The sequence below is a fragment of the Rhizobium esperanzae genome (assembly GCF_014197615.1).
In the GTDB taxonomy this organism is placed as follows: Bacteria; Pseudomonadota; Alphaproteobacteria; order Rhizobiales; family Rhizobiaceae; genus Rhizobium; species Rhizobium esperanzae_A.
This window is the reverse complement of the sequence record NZ_JACIFY010000020.1, coordinates 47,265-68,886: the sequence shown is the minus strand read 5'-3', so window position 1 is coordinate 68,886 and position 21,622 is coordinate 47,265. Positions and strand designations below refer to the sequence as shown.

Sequence of the window (21,622 nt, the reverse complement as noted above, 5' to 3'; positions counted from 1 at the left end):
TCACCCTTTAAGGGGATGGCCAACGTTCGATAGCTAAATCTGCCAGGGTTTTCGACCGCGCTTCAAGGTGATTGAACTTGAAGTTAGGCATCTGACCCAGCTCCTTCGTTATCAATATGGATGAAGCCTTGTAGCCATCTTTCTTCGATGAAAATGGGTTGTTGGATGCGACAATGTTCAGAGTTCCCGCGAAAAGAGTCAGATTGCCGATGCGGTGGACGAGTTTTGGATGGAGCCTGCTGACTCGTTCGCCGAGATATTCAGGCCAGTTTCCGAACTCGTCCTTGCTTTTCTTGGTGTTGATCCTCTTCGGGATAATATGTTCGACATGAACGGAATCTGAACCAAGAACGCCTAGTTCGGCATGGTCTCCGTGCTTGGCTAGTTCGAGTTGCTCCAAGCAGTAACGAGCACGATCGATGATGTTCGACGTAAATTCCGCTGACGCGAATTCATGTCGGAATTTTTCATCAGATGGGCACTCCTCCCGATAAGCTGCAAGGACTTCAGGTATTGGGTTTTCGACATCTGCCTCACAAAGTCTTGCGAAGAGGCGTTCAGTGTCGTTTGCTCTTTCTCGGCAGACATGGCGACGGAGGATGAAGTTCTCGGTCAGCCGGAGAATTTCGATGAAAGCGTTGTTGCCAGTCCCGTTCGCCCGGAGATACATTAGAAAACCATAGGCTTGCGTAGCTTTGATCATACGAAGATTCCGCAATCGTCGATCAATCTTCGCGTTGCCAGTGCGCTGATTGATCAGCTCTCCGTAGACTTTGGCGCTGTTGACTAGGCCCTCAAGGAACTTATCGAATGTGATTTTGGGCATGCCTTTGGGCTTCTTAGTCGCCGCTTCATCAGCAACTTCTACCTCAGCGCTATCCTCGTCCTCGCTATCTTCTTCATATGCGTACCAATGTCTATCCGGCAGCTTTTCTGCCTCAGACACCTCATTCATGAAATAGGACTGAAACTCGTGTACGACATCGCCCTTCGTCAGGCGGGTGGCGAGTTTAGAGATCAGAAAGTAACGGAAGAATGCGTCAGAGTCGGTGCCGTCCAAAAATTTCATGAGTTTGGACCAGCTACCTTTCGCATCTTTTAGCTGGTTCTCTCCGAAGCGCGCCGCATTGCCTAGCACAAAGTTCTTGATGATATCTGTCGGACTAAGCCGGAGACCGCGATTGTTGATGGTCTCGAATAGTTTGAAAGCATCTTTGGCGTTGCTGACATCTAGTCGAACGACCAGCGCCTGATTGAGCAGCTTGTATACGAATGCCAGGAGATTTTCGGGTTTTTGCTGGGCAATCCAGTCCCGAGCATACCAAAAGACGTCATGAAGCCGCTCATTCATAAACTTTGCGTCTTCAGCCGGGTCGGGAGTCTTCACGTGCAGCCCAAATTCGTCGCTATCCATGGTGTCCAAGGCGATCTTGGGGACGGACGGGCCATTGTACGGCGTCGCGGCAAGGAGGCGCTCCAGTTCCTTTACGCGCTCTTCCTTGCCAGATTTCACAAACGCTTCTTTCAGGCATTCGAGCAGAATACTGATCGTGGTAAGGCGCTGTTGGCCGTCCACTAACTCCAGCATGTTAAGACCCGCAGTGTGCGCTCCTGTCAGGCATACGATGCTTCCAAGGAGATGCGTATCAGTGCCTTCGAGCAAATTGATATCATCAATTAGGTCGTAGAGTTGCTGGCTCTTCCAAGAGTAGCGCCGTTGGTAAGACGGGATAACGAAGCGCTCGTTTGCAGATCCCAGGAGTTGGTTAAGTGTCAATGCGGTAGGGGTGATCTTCATTGCAGTTCCTGTCGGCGCTGAGCTGAGACGAATCTTGTGCAACGCATACGATAGAATTTCGTAGGTAATTAACAACTTAATCTGGCGTAGCGGTCGTCATCTTTGAGGTGTGATTCACACCTTTTGAAACATCGCGCTGTGAGCGGAAAAATGCGTGCCTCCCAGCATCACCATGAAAGCGGGTGAGTTGATTGCATATGATCTCTTTCCCACCGTACCGCTCACTTTGTGCCCGAAGACAGAGAGCTTCGTTGAAGCGGTAGCTCCGAGCCGCGGCAATCACATTAGCCGCAGAGGCGCGGCAGAGTGGTGCGGACGTGTTAAGATCAGACTATTGATTACCGCCAGAAGGCGAGCAGGCTTCGAGCCGAGAATGAATTGGCAAACGATAGAGAGCGAACTCGAAGAACTGAACCTTTCAACGACTACCTACTACGGTTGATGAAACTGACTGGCGGCCTAAGCCGCTGAATTGAGCTTGCCGAACTCGGGAGTGGACACCTACCCGAACTTGCGCACCAGGTCTTCCGGCTCGATGCCTTCGAGCCAGCCGCCGGTAAAGCCGGCGCGCTCGAGCCCGAGGCGGATGACCGGCGATTGCCGCATCAGCCTCCAGATGAAATCGGAGCGCTCGTTCTCGATCGTCATGACGACAAGACCCTGGTCGATGCCGACGGTGCGGTCGTCGACCCAGCCTTCCGGCCGTTTGGTCTTGACCGTCGGGTTAAAGCCACCGGGGAAGCCGCCTTCCAGCAGCAGGTTCGGATAGGTGGTCAGCAACGCCTTGGTGCCGTCGAGAGCCGCCTGCCGGTCATAGGGCAGGCAGGCAAGGGCCGCCCAGGGGGCGATGGTGCCGTCATCGGGCCCAAGCGGGGCGCCGCGGGCGGCATAACCCAGAACCTTCGGCTGGCGGCCGCCGCGCATGCGCCGTGTCGGCGGCGGGCCGTCGCAGGCGGAGAAGCCCCAGATATTCCTGTTATAGCCGACGAACTGGCCGGGATTGCGCTCGGCATAATCCCGCTGGACGTTGATCATCACCTGCGTGTTGCGGAAATAATCCCAATTGCGCTCCGCCATCGGCTTGTCGCGAATGCCGCGGAAATCGATCCAGGCATGCGAGAAGAGATGGATGAACAGCGGCCCGGCATAGAGATAGGACTGCTCGCCGTGCAGCATCCAGGAATAGCTCGACGTAAAGGCGTCGTAACATGACTGCGGGATGGGGTGCGTCGGCGAGCCGAGCGCCAGCGCATAGAGGATGATCGCCTCGTCGAAGCCGTGATAGCGCCAGCGCAGGAAGCCGGACGAGGGCTTCCAGCCCATAGCAATAGTGTCGCCCTTGTTCAGCGCCCAGCGCCAGTCGACGCGCTCGTAGATGAAGGTCGCGAGTTCACGGATTTCCGTTTCCGTCTCGTCGTCTTCCCTGTTGAAATACTGCGCCGCCGTCAGGATGCCGGCGACCAGCAGCGCCGTGTCGATGGTCGAAAGCTCGCTGTTCCAGGCGCGATGGCCGGTATCCATATGCAGGAAATGATAGAAGAAGCCGCGATGGCCGGTCGCGTGGCGTTCCTCGCCCTGGCGCGCCTCAGCGAAGAAACGCAGCGTGTTGACCGTGCGTTCGGCTGCTTCCTCGCGGCTGATCCAGCAACGCTCGACACCGACGGGATAGGAGGAAAGGCCAAAGCCGACGGCTGCGATGCTCGCCGGCACGCCGCCGATCGAAGTATCGGCCACCAGGCCATTTTCGGGGTTGGAATATTTCAGGAAGTACTTGAATGCCGAATGCTGCAGCCTGTCGACGAGCGCTGCATCAATGTCTTCAATCCGTTGCAGCATAGGCACCCACCCAACTGTTGCATCGCCCCATGCTTCAACATGGTGGCCGTCCCCGGGCAAATCAAACCTTTTTGATTCGTAGGGATAAGAGAACACAAATGGGCGGAACTGGTCGTTAATAATTATTGGTGAAATAATATCTAGCAGAAGTCATATAAGCGGTGCAGCAAAAAGCCGCGGTTCCGCGCCACCTCAGCGGGTTGTTTTCCCGCAATACTTGCGTTCTCATTTCATTTTAGAGCGGCGGCGAAGCCTCAGGGTTTTACCGCCCGACCGCATAGGCCTGCATCAGGCGTGGGGTTGCGGCGGCGCGCATCAGGCCGTCGGCATCGCGTCGCGCCGCCGTCAGCCGGCCGATCGTCCAAGGGGCCGCGATCGTCAGCTTGTGACCCCTGCGGGCGAGCGCTTCGAGCACATCGGCGCCGAAATTTGCCTCCGCCATCAGGCTGCCGGGTTCGCGGGTGCGGGGATAGAAGGAGCTCGGGAAATGCGAGGTGTGGAATAGCGGCTCATCGATCGCCGCCTGCAGGTTCAGCTTGTGATGCGCATGCCGCAGGAAGAAGGAGAGCTGCCATTGTTCCTGCTGATCGCCGCCCGGCGTGCCGAAGGCAAGGGTCGGGCGGCCCTCGTAAAGGCCGAGCGAAGGCGTCAGCGTCGTGCGCGGCCGCTTTCCCGGTGCAAGCGAGGTCGGCAGGCCCGGCTTCAGCCAGAACATCTGGGCGCGGGAATTGAGGCAGAAGCCGAGGCCGGGCACGGTCGGCGACGATTGCAGCCAGCCGCCGGAGGGCGTGACGGAAACCATGTTGCCGTCGCGGTCGATCACGTCGATATGCACGGTGTCGCCGCGTTTTTCGGAAAGATGTGCCATGGTCGGCTCGTAGACGGCGCCGGTTCCGGAATCGGCGCCGAGCATCTTCATCGTCAGATTGTGCTGGGCCTCGAAGCCCGGAACGATTCCGGGGCGAAGCTCGAAGGAGGCGTCGGCGCCGATGAGCTTGCGGCGCTCGGCAGCATAGGTCTCCGACAGCAGCTGCGCGAGTGGGATCTCGGAAAAGACGGGATCGCCGTAATAGACCTCGCGGTCGGCGACGGCGAGTTTCATTGCCTCGGCGACGGTATGGACGAAGTCTGCGCCGGCAGGGTCCATCGCGGCGAGATTGAAACCCTTGAGGATCGAAAGCGTCTGCAGAAAGACCGGACCCTGGCCCCAGGGGCCTGTCTTGGCGATCGTCCAGCCGTGATAGTCACAGGTCAGCGGTTCCTCGATCGTCGCCGACCAGTTCGCCATGTCGTTTGCGGTCAGCACGCCCTTGTGGCGGCTGCCGCTCGCATCCATCACTTCGGCGGATTGCAGATAGGCGTCGATCCTTTCGGCGATGAAGCCGCGATAGAAGGCGTTGCGTGCCGCCTCCACCTGCGCTTCGCGGCCGCTTTTTGCCTCGGCTTCGGCAATGACGCGCCTCCAGGTTTCGGCCAGCACGGGGTTGCGGAAATTCGCCTGCGCCTCGGGCACGCTGCCATGAGGCAGCCAGGTTTCGTAGGATGTCGGCCATTCCTTCTCGAAGAAGACGGCGAGCCCCTTGATCGTGGCGGAGACGCCGGGCAGCAAGGGATGGCCGTGCTCGGCGTAATAGATCGCCGGCTCGAGCACCTCGCGCACGCTCATCGTGCCGTAATCGCGCAGCATCAGCATCCAACCGTCGAAGGCGCCGGGAATGACCGTCGCCAGCAAGCCGTCGCCGGGGATCAGCGCCAGGCCTTCCCCAGTGTAGTGCTCGATCGTCGCCCCCGCGGGGGCCGGCCCTTGTGCACAGATAACCTCGACCTTGTCCTTCTGCTTCGAATAGATCACCGCCGGCAGGTCGCCGCCCGGGCCGCAGAGATGCGGCTCGACGATCTGCAGTACGAAGCCCGTCGCCACCGCGGCATCGAAGGCGTTACCGCCCTTTTCGAGAATGCTCATGCCGACCGCCGAGGCGATCCAGTGCGTCGAAGTGACGACACCGAACGTGCCGAGAATCTCAGGGCGGGTCGTGAATGCGGTCATTGCAAATGTCCTTTTCGCGAAGTCATGCCTCGTAGAGACCGGCAGAAGCTCACACCCGCGCCGAGCGGGCGGAGAGGAAAACCTGCGGCTCGAAGGCAAAGTCCTTGTCGAAGGGATAGGTCGGATACTGTTTGCGTAAGCGCGGCAGGCGCTCGACGAACTGGTCGACGACACCCGTCGACAGCGCCATCAGGTTCGGATTGGCGATCGGCGCCAGCTCCGGCGAGAGGTAGCCCGATTTGACGACGATGATCGCAGCCCCGTGCGGATTGAGCCCGAGCCGAGCGAAATCGACGATATTGTGATAGGGCCGGCGTTTGGCGGAGAGTACGAGATCGATGCCGCCGATGGAAACCACCGCCTGCCGATCGGTCGGATCTGCGGTTTCGTGCAGGAATTTGACGATGAAACGGGCCTTGACCGGGTTGCTGCCTTTGGTGTCGAGCGAAGCGCCGACGCTGAGTTCCAGCTCTGCGCCGATACCGGCGGCATAACAGGTCTCGGTCGCCGCCTTATCGGTGATGCCGGCGAAGACGACGCCGGCAGCATCCCTGGCGATCAGCTCGGCCAGCACCTCGGCCCGGTCGCCGACGCCGCCGCCCGTGGGGTTGTCGCCGGATTCGGCAAGCACCACAGGGGCGGTCGGGCTTGCAACCGCCCTGGCGACGCATTCTTCGAGCGAGCCGGTCTCGCAGCCGAAGACGAAATCTTCGCGCGCATCCCAATAGGCACTCGCGAGGCGTTTGGCCTCACGCTCCAGCACGGCCCGGTCGGTGCCGGTCATGATGGCGGCGGCGGTGGCGCGCGGTTCGTCGGCCCAGACGTAGCCGACCATCAGCGAGGCATCCCAGACGCCGTCGATCGCATCGATCCCGGGCAGCATGGCATAGAGGCTCTTAGCCGGCTCATCGACGGTGCTGGTGCGCTCGCCGGGCAGGACGACCGGGATCGGCGCCCAGAGAACGACCGGCCTCACGCCGGTCTTCAGGCTTTCCACCAGCATGAAGACCGAGCGGCGCATCGTCTCTTCGACATCGATATGCGGCGCGGTGCGATAGGTGGAGTAGATATCGAGCGCATCGATGATGCGCTGGGTGACGTTGCCATGCAGGTCATAGCTCGCCGAAACCGTGCACTCCTCGCCGACCAGCGCCCGGGCCGCACCGATCCAGTCGCCTTCGGCATCTTCCATGCCCTCGACATACATGGCGCCGTGCATGGCGAGATAGAGACCGTCGAGCGGCAGCAGCGGCTTCAGCCGCTCCAGGAACTCTGCCTTGAACGCCTCGTAAGTGGCGCGCGAAACCGGCCCTCCGGCAATGGCCCGGGCATGGATCGTCGGCAGAAACTCGGCATCGTAATCCTTGAGGAAGGCGAAGTAGGGAGCTTCCAGCAGCGCCTGCCCGCGCAACACGCGAAAATCCTTCTCCTCGTTCAGAACGGGATTGTATGTGCTGCATTCGATATGAATGCCACCGACGGCGATGCGCATTGGGAAACCTCGGTTGATGGAAGCAATCAGGATGTTCGGGGTGGTGCTGGCGGTTCTGCCTTTCCGAGCGTAAGCCGTCGGCAGAAGTTTCGATGGTCATCTGACACCAAGCGCGCGCCGGCTGCAAGCGGCGCATGCGCATCTTCATCGCCAACGTCAGCACCTCGAGGCGGCCGGTATCGGTTGCCCGCGTCGGGTTCTATCTGCCGGCCGTTCTCGCGCCTCTGAAAAGCCCACGCATCCTCCGTGCGTCGCTCTCCCTCGTAGAGTTTTCACGCTATAGTTCATCGCAAAGACATGAGGGGGCGAAGATGAGCAAGCAGCAAATTCCGCTCAAGCTGACGGCGACGCGATTCGTCCGCACGGTCAGGCTGTTTCTGACATCCGATGTCGGCGGACGAGCCGGATTCCTTCTCGTTTCCCTGATCGCGCTTTTCGGCGGCATCAGTGCTCTGAATGTCGTCAACAGCTTCGTCGGCCGGCACTTCATGACTGCGATCGCCGAACGGCAGACCGGCGAATTCGTCCGCCAGGCGATGCTTTACGCCGGCGCTTTCGGGGCGTCGACCATCGTGTCGGTGACGGCCCGATTCGCAGAGGAACGTCTGGCCTTGCTGTGGCGAGAATACCTGACCCGTCGCGCCATCGGTGTCTACATGACCGACGGCACGTTTTACCGCATGGTCGTTCGGGGCACACTGTCTCACCCGGACCAGCGGATCGCCGAGGACGTCAAAGCGTTCACGACGACAACACTGTCCTTCCTGCTCATGCTGCTCAGCAGCATGTTGACGATCTTTACCTTTTCGAGCGTCTTGTGGCTGATCAGTCCGCTTCTTTTCTTTGCGGCCGTCATCTATGCGGCCTTCGGATCGTTCATGACCATCCTGTTGGGACGTCCTCTGATCAAATTGAACTACAACCAACTCGATAACGAAGCGACCTTCCGCTCCGGATTGATCCGTGTGCGGGAAAACGCAGAATCGATCATGATCGAGGGCGCCGAGCAACGCCATGCAAATCGGTTGTCGCAGCAGTTCGACGATCTCGCCGCCAACTTCAGGCGGATCATTGCCGTCAATCGTAATGTCGGCTTCTTTGCCACCGGCTACAACTGGATGATCCAGATCATACCGGTCGTCCTCATCGCCCCTGCCTTCATGCGCGGCGACATGGAATTTGGAGTCATCACCCAGTCTGCGGCAGCATTTGCGATGCTTGTCGGTGCGTTTTCCTTCATTGTCGCACAGTTCAACTCGATCTCGAACTTCGCGACCGTCGTGGCGCGCATCAGTTCTCTGCTGGAGGCGATCGAGGAAGCGCGCAGCGCGGCAGACACCCACATTGAACGCGGCGAGGTCGAGGGAGTTTTCGCCTACGAACGCTTGACGCTGACATCGCCGGCCGGCGAGATATTGCTGAAGGATCTGTCGGTGCGTGTCCCGCCAGGCACACGCGTCATCGTCACTGGAAAGGATGATGCCGCCGGCATCGCGTTGTACCGGGCGACTGTTGGACTTGGTACGCCGGGGAGTGGGCGCATCGTCACCCCGCCTCGTCAAATGGTGCGCTTTCTCGGTCAGCGAACGTATTCGGGTCCAGGATCCCTGCGCCAGATCCTGGCGCCACCGAAATCATCGGCCGAGACAACGGACGCCCAACTCCTCGCTTTGCTGAAGAGCGTTGGGCTCGCACGCGATCTAACGCCCAGCGACCTGGACAGCGAGCAGGACTGGTCGTCCCTGCTGTCGCCACGCGAACAACAGCTCCTTGCGCTTGCGAGCGCGCTGGCAGCCGCTCCGTCATACATTGTTCTGGAAAAAGCCGATGCCATCTTCGGTCATGAGCTTCTTGCCGAAATCCTCAACCTGCTCGCGGAACGAAGGATCGCTTGCATCAATTTCGCCGAACCGGGCGCACCACGCTCAGCCTATGATGCAGTTCTCGAATATGGTGCTGACGGTTCCTGGAGTTGGATCGATCAGAAACGTGATGAATGAAGGTGAAGCCCCGGCCCGTTGACGTGACGTGGGCTGGAGCCAAACCATGTCGCGATGGCCGCCCAGCCGGCGTCGCCATCATAACCAGCCGCCTGAAAACCCCGCTCGTCTCAGCCCGACCACGACCGGCTCGCACCGACGCATAATGTTCCACAGCAGGCCGGTTCGGTAGTTTTCGATCATCAGGACGACCGGCCCCTGGTCGATGCCGAAATGGTAGGGGCTGACCCACCATCGCTCGTCCCTGTCTTCCATCGTATATGTCTGGTTGAACGATGGCCTGAAGCCGTAGAGGCGCGTCATGCCAAGCCGCATTCGGGCAAAGTTTCTGACGGTCGGGATGACGATTTCCGGAGCGAACGGCAGCGAGGCGACCACTGCCCAGGGAGATACGGTTCCGTCATCCGGTCCATAGGGTGCGCCACGCGCGATATAATCGAAGAATTCCCTGTCGGCGCCATCTATGTTCCGCTTCGTCCAACCGGGTCCATCACTTGCCGTGAAGCCCCAGCAATATTCGCCATAGCCTTTGAAGTTCAACGGATTGCGGATGGCATATTCCTGCTGGACGAAAGTCGCGTGTCGGCTGTTCCTGAAATAATCGCTGTCATGCTCGCGCATGAAGGCATCGCGAATTTCGCGAAAATCGATCCACATATGCGAAAGCTGATGGGTAAAGAGCGGGCCGGAATAGAGCAGTTCGCGGCCGAAGATATTCCGCCATTCGTAGCTTTCCGTATAGGCCGCAAAGCTTTCCGGCGGCAGCGGGTGGCTCGGTGAACCGAGTCCGAGAATGTAGAGAAGCAGGCCTTCGTCATAACCGCGCCAGCGATAGGGAATGAAGCCGTTCTCCGGTCGCCAGCCATGGGTAAGCGTCGCGCCGTTGTCACGCGCCCAGTTCCAGTCCACGCGCTCGTAGAGCGATTTGGCAAGAGCACGAACCTTCGCCTCGTCCTCGGTGTCTGCATCGAAATAGGCCGCAACGGTCAAAGCGCCGGCGAAGAGGAAGGCTGAGTCGATCGTTGACAGTTCGCACTGCCAGACCCGTTTTCCCGTCTCGATGTCGAGGAAATGGTAGAAGAAACCCTTATATCCGGAAGCGTCCGGTTCGGGTCCCTGATGGCAGGATATCAGGAATTCCAGGCGGCGCCGGGCGATCTTGGCGGCAAACTCGCGAATGACGATGCCGCGCTCGACGACGACCGGAATGGTGGCAAGCGCCATGCCGATGGCCGCAATGCTCGCCGGTGCGCCAGCCTGCGTCTTGTCGCGGACCAATCCGTTGTCCGGGTTGGTGCATTGCAGATAATAGAGCAATGTCGTGAACTGAAGGCGAGCGAGATCCTCGTCCGTCGGCATCCGGTTCAGTTCGGGATCAGTTGACAGTAACTCCGACATGACGCGCTAACCGAGGAGATCATGGTTTCGTCGAGCATCCGGAGGCGGCCTTGGCCGGACGCCTGCCGGCATGATTGTTTGCTCGCGGCGCACTCTTTACCGGAGCGCCGGACGCAGGAGGACAGGCACGTTCCCGATATTGCCGGTCGGCCGGGCCATCGGACGCATCCCTCTATCGAAATGGGTGCAAGACCGTCGACTAGGCATTGTCCCCCTCCGTGGATGTCGCTGCCTTCGCTTTCGCCGTGCCCCTGGCCCCCCATGTCCAGCCGCTGATCTCAGGCATGTCGTCACCGTGCGCCTCGATATATTGCCGGTGCTCAATCAGCCTCCCGCGGATTGCCTGCTTGAAGTAGGCCGCGCGCGCGCCAAGTTGCGGCAGTCGATCGATGACGTCTTCAACAAGATGGAAGCGATCGAGCTGGTTCAGAACGACCATGTCGAACGGCGTCGTGGTCGTTCCCTCTTCCTTGTAGCCCCGGACATGCAGGTTCTTATGGTTGGTTCGCCGATAGGTCAGCCGGTGGATCAGCCAGGGATATCCGTGGAATGCGAAGATGATCGGCTTGTCCTTCGTGAAAAGCGCATCGAAATCGGCATCCGAAAGCCCATGGGGATGTTCGCTCGATGGCTGCAGCTTCATGAGATTGACGACATTGATGACCCGAACCTTCAATTGGGGAAGGTGTTCGCGGATCATCTGGACGGCAGCAAGTGTCTCGAGCGTCGGCACATCGCCGCAGCAGGCCATGACCACATCCGGTTCCGAGCCCCGGTCATTGCTGGCCCATTCCCAAATGCCGAGGCCTTCGGTGCAGTGCTTGATGGCCTCGTCCATCGTCAGCCATTGCGGTGCCGGCTGCTTTCCCGCCACCACAACGTTCACATAGTTGCGGCTTCGCAGGCAATGGTCGGTAACGGACAGGAGTGTATTGGCATCCGGCGGAAGATAGACCCGGATAACCTCGGCCTTCTTGTTGATCACATGGTCGATGAAGCCTGGATCCTGATGAGAAAAGCCATTGTGATCCTGTCTCCAGACATGCGAACTCAGGAAGTAATTGAGCGAGGCGATCGGCCGCCGCCAGGGAATGTGGTTGCACACCTTCAGCCATTTGGCGTGCTGATTGAACATCGAGTCGATGATGTGGATGAACGCTTCGTAGCAGGAGAAGAAGCCGTGACGCCCGGTCAGCAGATAGCCTTCCAGCCAGCCCTGGCATTGATGCTCGCTTAACACTTCCATGATGCGGCCACCGGGCGACAGGTGATCGTCCTCGGGATAGATCTCGGCCATATAGCAGCGATCCGTCACCTCCAGCACGTCCTGCCAGCGATTGGAATTGTTTTCGTCCGGGCTGAACAGCCGAAAGTTCTCGCTCTGAAGGTTCAGTTTCATCACGTCCCGCAGGAACTTGCCCATGAGACGAGCCGATTCGGCGGTCGCCGATCCGGGCTTGGGCACCGAGACGGCATAATCGCGGAAATCCGGCATCTTCAGATCGCGCAGCAACAGACCGCCGTTTGCGTGCGGATTGTCGCTCATCCGGCGACGCCCGGTCGGCGCCAGCGAGGCCAGTTCGGCCCGTAACCTGCCATTGCCGTCGAAAAGCTCTTCGGGCCTGTAGCTCTTCATCCAGTGTTGAAGCACCTTGATATGTTCCGGCTTGTCCATGTCGCCCATCGGAACCTGGTGCGAGCGCCAATAGTCTTCGCATTTCTTGCCGTCGATTTCGGAGGGGCAGGTCCAGCCTTTCGGTGTGCGGAAGACAATCATCGGCCAGGCCGGACGACGGATCTTCCCCTTGCCCCGGGCTTCCGCCCAGATCGTCTTGATCGTTGCGACGGCGGTATCCATGGCTGCGGCAAGCTGCTGCTGCACCTGATCGGGCTCATGGCCTTCGACGAAGAGGGGCGCATATCCCATGCCCTCGAAGAACTTCGCCAATTCTTCCTTGGGAATGCGGGCGAGGAAACAGGGATTGGCGATCTTGTAGCCATTGAGATGCAGGATCGGCAGAACGCATCCGTCACGGGCAGGATTGAGAAACTTGTTTCCATGCCATCCCGTGGCGAGAGGCCCGGTTTCGGCTTCCCCGTCGCCGACGACGCAGGCGACGATCAGATCGGGATTGTCGAAGGCGGCGCCATAGGCGTGGCTGAGAGCATAACCGAGTTCGCCACCTTCATGGATGCTCCCCGGTGTTTCGGGAGCGACGTGGCTCGGAATGCCGCCAGGAAAGCTGAACTGCTTGAACAGCCGCTTCATGCCCTCCTCGTCCTGACCGATATTCGGGTAGAATTCGCTGTAGGTCCCCTCCAGATAGGCATGGGCAACAAGCGACGGCCCGCCGTGGCCGGGGCCGATCACATAGATCATGTTGAGGTCGTCGCGCTTGATCACCCGATTGAGGTGCACATAGAGCATGTTCAGGCCGGGCGAAGTGCCCCAATGGCCGAGCAGCCGCGGCTTGATATGCGCGCGTGCCAAAGGTTTCTTGAGCAAGGGATTGTCGAGCAGATAGATCTGCCCGACCGACAGATAGTTCGACGCCCGCCAGTAGGCATCCATCAGGCGGAGTTCCTCGGCCGAGAGCGGAGCTTTTCCACGCGACACCGCCGGGGCGGTTTTCTTCATCACTGCCGTTTCTGCTGAAGCCATCGGAGTCTCCAATCAAAATGACATTGCCGAATCTTGCCGGCTCGATTCATGAAGGCCGGCGCAGTCTCATGTCGGCGCTACGGAGGAGGGGATTCCGGGAAATGCTCCACCACGCCGCGGACACCGTGGACGCCTTCCGCTAAAATCCGCGCGGCCCTGCGGCAAGCGGCCGTCTCGACGTTGCCCCAGAAATGCACGATCCCTTCTGTGACCGTGACCGACACATCCAATCGTTCAAGACCGGTATTTTCACCGAGCCGAACAAGAATACTGCGTCGAATGGCTTCGTCACCGGCTGCGGTGTCGTCCGGTTTGGCCGAGTAAATTACCTGCAGAAGGTCGGCGCGGCTGACGATGCCGACGAGCTTGCCGTCCCGCAGCACAGGAATGCGCTTGATGCCACGCTCCTGCATGAGTTCGGCGACGCGGGAAAGGGCAGCATCTTCGTCGATCGTCAGGGGATCGGGGGTCATGACGTCGCCCACTCTCCACGCACATCGTTTTACAAAAGCATTCGCTCTCTCGTCCGGTCCAAGCTCCATATCCGCCTTCAGAACGAATGCGCCGCTCGACAGTTCCGTTCGACGGATCAGATCGCCCTCGCTGATGACGCCCAGCAAGCGCCCGTTATCGTCGACAACCGGGACGCCGCTTACCTGCTGGTCGGCCATGAGCCTGGCTGCATGCCGAACGCTGTTATCAGGCGATAGTGTGACGACCATCGTCGTCATTACGTCTTTGACGAGCATGTTGATCCAACTCCGGCTGCATCTCCTCAGATGCCGTCACTCTCGACGTCTGCGCTTTTCGACAAACGCAGAGAGCCTAGTCGGATACCACCACGCTTTGCATTGAGCAGAATCAATCGGACGCGGCAAAATTGTTGGGAAAACGGTGACTGATGGCGCGACAAGGAGCGATTGAGGGCGTCACATGAGCCCGAGACGGCCGAAGGAACGTCGTCTGGACGGAGACCGGCGCTGCATCGATCAACAACCCGTTCGGCACTGGGTTGTTACCCATGTCTGGTAACGTTCCGCTACTCGGTATTGATGGAAAAACTGGAGCGGGCGAAGGGATTCGAACCCTCGACCCCAACCTTGGCAAGGTTGTGCTCTACCCCTGAGCTACACCCGCTCAATCCGCATCGGTCCGGGGTAGTCGTTGGACCGTGGGCGCCACCTTGCGGCGACGGGCGCTATATGGCCTAACGGATTTTCAAATGCAACAGGGAAATGACGAAGAGGCGAAGAAAAATTCGCAAGCTCGCATGAGGCAGGCGGAAAGGCCGCAAATGCAGGGGTTGAGCGTCGGTGGCGAAGATTGCCAAATGATGTGGGTGGACTTAATCAGGGCATCTCGACTTTTCCTCACTACCAATGGATTGCCCGATGCCTGAAAACACCCCCAAGACAAAAGAAGAACTGTTCGCCTTCCTCGACGGGCTCGGCATCGCCCATAAGACGGTCGATCATGCGCCTGTCTTCACCGTGGCCGAATCGGTTGCGCTGCGCGACGAGATCCCCGGCGGCCACACCAAGAACCTCTTCATCAAGGATAAGAAGGACAGGTACTTTCTGCTGACCGTGGAGGAACATGCCGAGGTCGACCTCAAGCAGGTGCATAATTTGATCGGCGGGACCGGCCGGGTCTCCTTCGGCAGGGCAGAAAAGCTGATGGACTATCTCGGTGTCATTCCGGGCGCGGTCACCGCCTTCGGCGCGATCAACGATACGGCAGGGAGCGTCACCTTCGTGATCGATGCCGATCTGATGCGCGAAGAGATCGTCAACTGCCATCCGCTCTCCAACGATGCGACGACCTCGATCGCGAGCGGCGATCTCATCCGTTTCATGGAAGCGACCGGACACAAGCCGCTTGTCTTGAAAGTGACGTCCTGACATACGATTTTAGCGCTACAATGATGCCGGCTGGATCGGCGGGCGGGAGATACCTATGAGCGGCAGCGACAACCCCTATAACGGTTCCTTCGGAAATCAGATGTCGGCAACGGCAAGCTTCGGCGCCCAGCCGGAATCGGCACCTGCGGCCGGCAGCTACATCACCGACACGACGACCGCGAATTTCGGCAAGGACGTCATCGAGGAATCGCGCAGGCAGCCGGTGCTGGTTGATTTCTGGGCGCCCTGGTGCGGCCCGTGCAAGCAGCTGACGCCGGTCTTGGAAAAAGTGGTCAACGACGCCAAGGGCCGCGTCAAGCTGGTCAAGATGAACATCGACGACCATCCCTCGATCGCCGGCCAGCTCGGCATCCAGTCCATCCCCGCCGTCATCGCCTTCGTCAACGGCCGCCCCGCCGACGGCTTCATGGGCGCGGTGCCGGAAAGCCAGATCAATCAGTTCATCGATCGGATCGCCGGCCCGGCCGGCGCCGACGAGGCGGCCGAAATCGAGGCCGTGCTCGGCGAAGCGACGGAATTGCTGGCCGCCGGCAATATCAATGAGGCTGCGCAGCTCTACGCCGCCGTAATGCAGGCCGATCCCGAAAATGCCAAGGCGATTGCCGGCATGGCGGAATGCATGATTGCCGCAAACCAGCACGCGCGGGCGCGCGAAACGCTGGCCGATCTGCCGGAGGCGCTGGCGAAAGACGCCGGCATCCAGGCGGTGCTGAAAAAGCTCGAGCAGATCGAGGAAGCGCGCAAGCTCGGCGATCCCATCGCGCTCGAACGCGAGCTGGCTGCCAATCCCGACGACCACGAGGCGCGGCTGAAACTCGCCAAGATCCTCAATGTCGAAGGCCGGCGCGACGAAGCGGCCGAGCACCTGCTGTCGATCATGCGCAAGGACCGAACCTTCGACGATGACGGCGCCCGCCGCCAGCTGCTGCAGTTCTTCGAGGTCTGGGGCTTCAAGGATCCGGCGACGGTTGCGGCCCGGCGCAAGCTTTCGGCGATGCTGTTCTCCTAAGTTTAGCAGATATGCCCTTGCGTTTTTGGGCGGGGGCACCACATTCTCGTCAGAACGGGCATGCCCGTTTACAAGAATGCGGGACGATTTCATGCAAGTCGGTAATGCCAGATACCTGAAGCCGGGCGATTTGCCTGATACGATCGCCGTCTTTCCGCTGACCGGTGCTCTGCTTCTGCCGGCCGGGCAGCTTCCACTCAATATTTTCGAGCCGCGTTATCTGGCGATGCTGGATGCGGCGCTGACGGGAAACCGGCTGATCGGCATGGTGCAGCCGGCGCTCGGCGAACATGAGGACAAGGGCGGCGATCCTCACCTTGCCGCCGTCGGCTGCCTTGGCCGCATCACCTCCTTCGCCGAGACGGGCGACGGGCGCTATATCGTCTCACTGACCGGCGTTTGCCGCTTTCGGCTGCTGGAGGAGAAGGCGACCAGCGATCCCTTCCGCACCTTCCGTATCGCCCCTTTTATCGCCGATCTCTCGTCCGCGAACGAGGAGGAGGCGGTCGATCGCGCCGCTCTTCTGACCGCCTTCAAGGCCTATCTCGACGCCAATAAGCTGGAAGCCGACTGGGAGAGCGTCGAGCGGGCGAGCAATCTGACGCTCGTCAATTCACTGGCGATGATGTCGCCGTTCGGACCGGCTGAAAAGCAGGCGCTGCTGGAGGCGCCCGACCTGAAGACGCGGGCCGAAACGCTGATCGCCATTACCGAGATCGTGCTGGCGCGGGTCTTCGGTGACTCCGACACGGTTCTGCAGTAGGTTTCGGCCATGGACGAAAAACTCAGCCGCGTCGATCCGAAACTGCTCGAACTCCTGGTCTGCCCGCTCTCCAAGGGGCGGCTTTCCTATGATCGCGAACACAATGAACTCGTTTCGGAAAAGGCGCAGCTCGCCTATCCGATCCGCGACGGCATTCCGATCATGCTGGTGTCCGAAGCCCGCCGCCTCGACGAATAACGCTTTTAGACCGCCTTTAAATCGTCTGGCCGGCGAGCAGCCGCGGATTGTCCTTCGCCGTCGTTCCGGCGGCCTGGCCGATGAAGAAGGATTTGAGGCGCGGCAGCCGGTCGACGATGCCGAGGCCGACGTCGCGGGCGATGCGGATCGGCGTTGCGTCGTTGGAGAAGAGCCGGTTCAGCACATCGGTCGTCATGCCCATGCGGAAGGTGTCGAAGCGCCGCCAGGTCTGGTAACGCTCGAGAATGTTGATCGAGCCGATATCGAGGCCGAGGCGATCGGCCTCGACAATCGTTTCGGCGAGTGCCGCCACATCCTTGAAGCCGAGATTGAGGCCCTGGCCGGAAATCGGGTGAATGCCGTGGGCGGCGTCGCCGGCCAATGCAAAACGCGGCGCGACGAAGGCGCGGGCGAGCGTCAGGCCAAGCGGGAAGGCGCGCTTGTCGCCGATAACCTTCAGCGCTCCGAGCTTATGGCCGAAGCGGCGTTCCAATTCCTCCTCGAACACCAGATCGTCGGCGGCGACCAGCCGGTCGGCATCATGCGTCCGTTCCGTCCAGACCAGCGATGAACGATTATTCTTGAGCGGCAGGATGGCGAAAGGGCCGGCCGGCAGAAAATGCTCCTCGGCGCAGCCTTCATGCGGCCGCTCATGTTCGACCGTGGCAACGATGCCGGACTGGCCGTAGTCCCAGGTGACGGTCTTGATGCCGGCAAGATCGCGCAGCTTCGAGCGCACGCCGTCGCAGGCAACCAGCAGCCGGCTCTCCAATGGGCTGCCGTCCGACAGCGTGACCGTGACATGGCTGTCGTGGGTCTGCAGTTCGGTGGCGCCGAGCCCGTGGCGGATGTCGATGCCGAGCCGCGCGCAGAGGCCGCGCAGTGCCGCCACCATTGCCACGTTCGGGATCATGTGGGCGAAGGGCCGGCCTTCGGCCACTTCGCCGTCGAAGGTCAGAAACACCGGGCGAACCGGATCGGAGGTCCTGGAATCGGTGACGATCATCTTGGTGATCGGCTGGGCTTCCGGCTCGATCTCGTCCCAGATGCCGAAGACCTCGAGCATCTTCGCCGCGGCGGCGATGACGGCCGAAGCGCGCGTATCGTTTTTCCAGACATGCTCGGGAGCCGCCTCGACGACGGCGACATTCAGATGCGGTGCTGCCTGTTTGACCGCGACAGCGGCGGAAAGGCCGACATAACCCCCGCCCACAACCAGCATATCAAGCATCGCGCCGCTCCCGTACTTTCAGTCTCAGATGTGATCTATATAGATCATCGCAACTTCACTTCCTACCGCCGGGAGGCATACAAAATGACGCGCGAGACATCAGGGCCTTCGGCAATGGAGACGCTGCTTTCGACGCTCGACCTGGAGCCGATCGAGGTGGATATCTTCCGTGGGCGCAGCCCGCAGGCCGGCTGGCAGCGGGTGTTCGGCGGCCAAGTCATCGGCCAGGCGCTGATGGCGGCGCAGCGCACCATCGAGGGCGCGCGCTTCGTCCATTCGCTGCATGCCTATTTCATGCGCCCCGGCGACCCCTCGGTGCCGATCATCTATCAAGCGGAGCGCATCCGCGACGGATCGAGCTTCAATACGCGACGTATCGTCGCCATCCAGCACGGCCGGGCGATCTTCACGCTGTCGGCCTCCTTCCAGGTCGAGGAGCCGGGCTTCGACCACCAGATCGCAATACCCGACGTCCGGATGCCGGAGGCGCTGCTCGGCGAACAGCAGATCAAGGAGCAGTACCTGACGCATGCGCCGGAGGCGATCCGAAAATACTGGCAGCGCGAGCGGCCGATCGAGATTCGTCCGGTCTCGCTGACGCATTATTTTTCCGACAGCAAGCTCGATCCCAAACAGGACGTCTGGGTGCGCGCCACCGGCCCGGTTCCCGACGACCGGCACTATCAGGCGGCCGTCCTTGCCTATCTCTCGGACATGACGCTGCTCGATACCTCGCTCTATGCACACGGCACGTCGATCTTCGACCAGAGCCTGCAGGTGGCGAGCCTCGATCATTCCATGTGGTTCCACCGGCCCTGTAAGCTCGACGACTGGCTGCTCTATACGCAGGACAGCCCGTCGGCCTCGGGCGCCAGAGGGCTGACGCGCGGATCCCTCTTCACCCGATCGGGCGAACTGATCGCGTCGGTTGCGCAGGAGGGTTTGATTCGTAAAAAGGCAAATGAATAAATAATGTGCATAATTGAAAATTTGCGCATTATTTATGCGCTTATTGGCCGGTCATTTGCCTGTTTATTGGTGCGCTTTCATATAAGTGTTACTTTTCAATAAGTTATATCTCGTCACGAATCTGGCACGCCCTTTGAATGTATATCGCCGGTCGCTGTTCAGGAACGTCAGCGGCAAGGAGAGTCGGCTCCGTGCCGAGGATAACGAAGGATGGGAAACCAGATGAAAATTGTGATGGCTATTATCAAGCCGTTCAAGCTCGATGAGGTCCGCGAAGCTCTTACGGCGATCGGCATTCAGGGGCTGACCGTGACCGAAGTGAAGGGCTACGGCCGCCAGAAGGGTCATACCGAAATCTATCGCGGCACCGAATATGCGGTCAGCTTCCTGCCGAAGCTCAAGATCGAAATCGCCGTTGCATCGGAACTCGTCGACAGGGCGGTCGAAGCCATCGCGGCATCGGCCAAGACCGGTCAGATCGGCGACGGCAAGATTTTCGTCTACTCGATCGACCATGCCGTGCGCATCCGTACGGGCGAAACCGATTCAGAAGCGCTGTAAGCGGCAGATCAAGGAGCTTTTCCCAATGTCAATTTCGAAGTTTTCTTCCCGCTTTGCGCTGATTGGCGCGGCAACGGCCGCGCTTCTGGCGCCGGCTGTCGCTTTCGCGCAGGAGACCGCGCCGGCTGCCGCCGCTACCGCTACCGCAGCCGCTGCTCCGGCCTTCACCATGGACAAGGGTGACAATACCTGGATGCTCATCTCCTCTGCGCTCGTGCTGCTGATGACCATCCCCGGTCTTGCACTTTTCTACGGCGGCCTCGTGCGCGCCAAGAACATGCTCTCGGTGCTGATGCAGGTCTTCATGATCACCGCCGTCGTGGCGCTGCTCTGGGTGACCTATGGCTATTCGCTCGCCTTCACGGACGGCGGATCGCTGAACAGCTTCGTCGGCGGCTTCTCCAAGGCGTTCCTGGCCGGCGTCAACACCACGTCGCTCGCCGAAACCTTCTCGAAGGGCGTCGCCATTCCGGAATACACCTTTATCGTCTTCCAGATGACCTTCGCCTGCATTACGCCCGGCCTGATCGTCGGCGCATTCGCCGAACGCGTGAAGTTCTCGGCCGTCATGCTCTTCGTCGTGCTCTGGGTCACCTTCATCTACTTCCCGATGGCGCACATGGTCTGGTTCTGGGGCGGCCCGAGCTCCTACACCGCACCGGCCGGCCTGATCTTCTCCTACGGCGCAATCGACTTCGCCGGCGGCACGGTCGTTCACATCAATGCCGGTATCGCCGGCCTCGTCGGCGCCATCATGCTCGGCAAGCGCACGGGCTATAAGAAGGAAATCATGGCTCCGCACTCGATGACGCTGACCATGGTCGGCGCCTCGCTGCTGTGGGTCGGCTGGTTCGGCTTCAATGCCGGCTCCAACCTCGAAGCCAATTCCTACGCCTCGCTTGCCTTCATCAACACCTTCGTTGCGACGGCCGCTGCCGCCGTATCCTGGTGCATCGTTGAAAGCCTCGCCCGCGGCAAGGCTTCCATGCTCGGTGGCGCTTCCGGTGCGGTTGCCGGTCTCGTCGCCATCACCCCGGCAGCCGGCTTTGCCGGCCCGATGGGCTCGATCGTCCTCGGCCTCATCGTCTCGCCGGTCTGCTACTTCTTCGTCGACGTCGTGAAGAACAAGTTCAACTACGACGACAGCCTCGACGTCTTCGGCGTGCATTGCGTCGGCGGCATCCTCGGCGCCCTCGGCACCGGTATCCTCGTCAATCCGGCACTCGGCGGTGCAGGCATCGTCGATTACTCGACGGCCGATTTCGCTGCTTCCTACGCCGGTACGGCAACCCAGGTACTGGCCCAGGCCAAGGGCGTGCTGACGACGCTCCTGTGGTCGGGCATCGGCTCGGCGATCCTCTACAAGATCGTCGACGTCGTCGTCGGCCTGCGCGTCAGCGTCGAAGCCGAGCGCGAAGGTCTCGACCTTTCGACCCACGGCGAAGCTGCCTACCACTCGTAACATCGGCTTCGGGCGCCCCGCATGAGGGGCGCCCCACACGGCCCGTCGCGGCCTATCCAGAGCTTGTCCCGGTTAGACCCGGAAAAGCTCTAGCCATAGACCGCATTTGGCCCGGACCTTCCAAAGGTTCGGGCTTTTTTCTTTTATCGGCCGGAATGTGTTTCGGTACTTGCATGGTTAACATCGCTTTAACCCGGCTCTGATTAGGTAGAGCGGACGCATTTTGGCATGGCGAAGCTTCGGTGATTCGCATGCCCTCAGGCATTGGACGGGT

At 60.2% G+C, this 21,622-nt stretch carries 16 protein-coding genes and 1 tRNA gene; 8 read left to right on the top strand and 9 right to left on the bottom strand.

All coding sequences use genetic code 11. The features are described from left to right. Window positions 1-7: 7 nt before the first annotated feature. From GGD57_RS23785 to GGD57_RS23770, 4 genes are all read right to left on the bottom strand, one after another. Window positions 8-1,798 (bottom strand): DUF262 domain-containing protein, encoded by a 1,791-nt coding sequence (locus GGD57_RS23785; protein ID WP_184472695.1) that lies wholly within the window; start codon window positions 1,796-1,798, stop codon window positions 8-10. A gap of 501 nt (window positions 1,799-2,299) precedes the next feature. Then, window positions 2,300-3,634 (bottom strand): glucoamylase family protein, encoded by a 1,335-nt coding sequence (locus GGD57_RS23780; RefSeq protein WP_184472694.1) that lies wholly within the window; start codon window positions 3,632-3,634, stop codon window positions 2,300-2,302. Between the two features lie 262 nt (window positions 3,635-3,896). Next, window positions 3,897-5,681: a gamma-glutamyltransferase family protein gene (locus GGD57_RS23775; RefSeq protein WP_184472693.1), complete on the bottom strand. Its 1,785-nt coding sequence runs from the start codon at window positions 5,679-5,681 to the stop codon at window positions 3,897-3,899. A 49-nt stretch (window positions 5,682-5,730) separates the two neighbouring features. Then, a complete protein-coding gene (locus GGD57_RS23770; protein WP_184472692.1) occupies window positions 5,731-7,173 on the bottom strand; it encodes a M81 family metallopeptidase in 1,443 nt (480 codons plus the stop codon). A 311-nt stretch (window positions 7,174-7,484) separates the two neighbouring features. Between GGD57_RS23770 and GGD57_RS23765 the strand changes: the two genes are divergently transcribed. Then, window positions 7,485-9,173, top strand: coding sequence for an ABC transporter ATP-binding protein/permease (locus tag GGD57_RS23765; RefSeq protein WP_184472734.1), 1,689 nt, complete (start codon window positions 7,485-7,487; stop codon window positions 9,171-9,173). 78 nt (window positions 9,174-9,251) lie between these two features. Here the strand turns inward: GGD57_RS23765 and GGD57_RS23760 are convergent, their stop codons facing one another. From GGD57_RS23760 to GGD57_RS23745, 4 genes are all read right to left on the bottom strand, one after another. Further along, window positions 9,252-10,571 (bottom strand): glucoamylase family protein, encoded by a 1,320-nt coding sequence (locus GGD57_RS23760; RefSeq protein WP_184472691.1) that lies wholly within the window; start codon window positions 10,569-10,571, stop codon window positions 9,252-9,254. A gap of 199 nt (window positions 10,572-10,770) precedes the next feature. After that, window positions 10,771-13,233, bottom strand: coding sequence for a phosphoketolase family protein (locus GGD57_RS23755; protein WP_184472690.1), 2,463 nt, complete (start codon window positions 13,231-13,233; stop codon window positions 10,771-10,773). Window positions 13,234-13,310: 77 nt separating this feature from the next. Then, entirely contained in the window at window positions 13,311-13,982 is a 672-nt protein-coding gene (locus GGD57_RS23750; protein WP_184472689.1) for a CBS domain-containing protein, read from the bottom strand. 313 nt (window positions 13,983-14,295) lie between these two features. Continuing rightward, window positions 14,296-14,370, bottom strand: a tRNA-Gly gene (locus GGD57_RS23745). Window positions 14,371-14,624: 254 nt separating this feature from the next. Here GGD57_RS23745 and GGD57_RS23740 point away from each other — a divergent pair. From GGD57_RS23740 to GGD57_RS23725, 4 genes are all read left to right on the top strand, one after another. Then, on the top strand, window positions 14,625-15,134 hold the full coding sequence (locus GGD57_RS23740) for a prolyl-tRNA synthetase associated domain-containing protein (protein ID WP_184472688.1): 510 nt from the start codon (window positions 14,625-14,627) through the stop codon (window positions 15,132-15,134). A 55-nt stretch (window positions 15,135-15,189) separates the two neighbouring features. Beyond that, complete coding sequence (trxA, locus tag GGD57_RS23735) at window positions 15,190-16,164, top strand: thioredoxin (protein WP_184472687.1); 975 nt, start codon at window positions 15,190-15,192, stop codon at window positions 16,162-16,164. A 76-nt stretch (window positions 16,165-16,240) separates the two neighbouring features. Next, window positions 16,241-16,927 carry an LON peptidase substrate-binding domain-containing protein gene (locus GGD57_RS23730; protein ID WP_184472686.1) on the top strand — a complete coding sequence of 229 codons (687 nt, stop codon included), beginning with the start codon at window positions 16,241-16,243 and terminating at the stop codon, window positions 16,925-16,927. Between the two features lie 9 nt (window positions 16,928-16,936). Then, window positions 16,937-17,125: a Trm112 family protein gene (locus GGD57_RS23725; protein WP_003567459.1), complete on the top strand. Its 189-nt coding sequence runs from the start codon at window positions 16,937-16,939 to the stop codon at window positions 17,123-17,125. 16 nt (window positions 17,126-17,141) lie between these two features. On the opposite strand, the gene GGD57_RS23720 is transcribed toward GGD57_RS23725, so the two are convergent. Then, window positions 17,142-18,356 carry a ubiquinone biosynthesis hydroxylase gene (locus tag GGD57_RS23720; RefSeq protein ID WP_184472685.1) on the bottom strand — a complete coding sequence of 405 codons (1,215 nt, stop codon included), beginning with the start codon at window positions 18,354-18,356 and terminating at the stop codon, window positions 17,142-17,144. Window positions 18,357-18,440: 84 nt separating this feature from the next. Here GGD57_RS23720 and tesB point away from each other — a divergent pair, with 84 nt between their 5' ends. From tesB to GGD57_RS23705, 3 genes are all read left to right on the top strand, one after another. Further along, window positions 18,441-19,325, top strand: a complete 885-nt coding sequence (gene tesB, locus GGD57_RS23715; protein ID WP_184472684.1) for an acyl-CoA thioesterase II — start codon at window positions 18,441-18,443, stop codon at window positions 19,323-19,325. Window positions 19,326-19,535: 210 nt separating this feature from the next. Continuing rightward, on the top strand, window positions 19,536-19,886 hold the full coding sequence (locus GGD57_RS23710) for a P-II family nitrogen regulator (RefSeq protein ID WP_003543684.1): 351 nt from the start codon (window positions 19,536-19,538) through the stop codon (window positions 19,884-19,886). 25 nt (window positions 19,887-19,911) lie between these two features. Continuing rightward, window positions 19,912-21,348 (top strand): ammonium transporter, encoded by a 1,437-nt coding sequence (locus GGD57_RS23705; protein WP_184472683.1) that lies wholly within the window; start codon window positions 19,912-19,914, stop codon window positions 21,346-21,348. Window positions 21,349-21,622 lie beyond the last annotated feature (274 nt).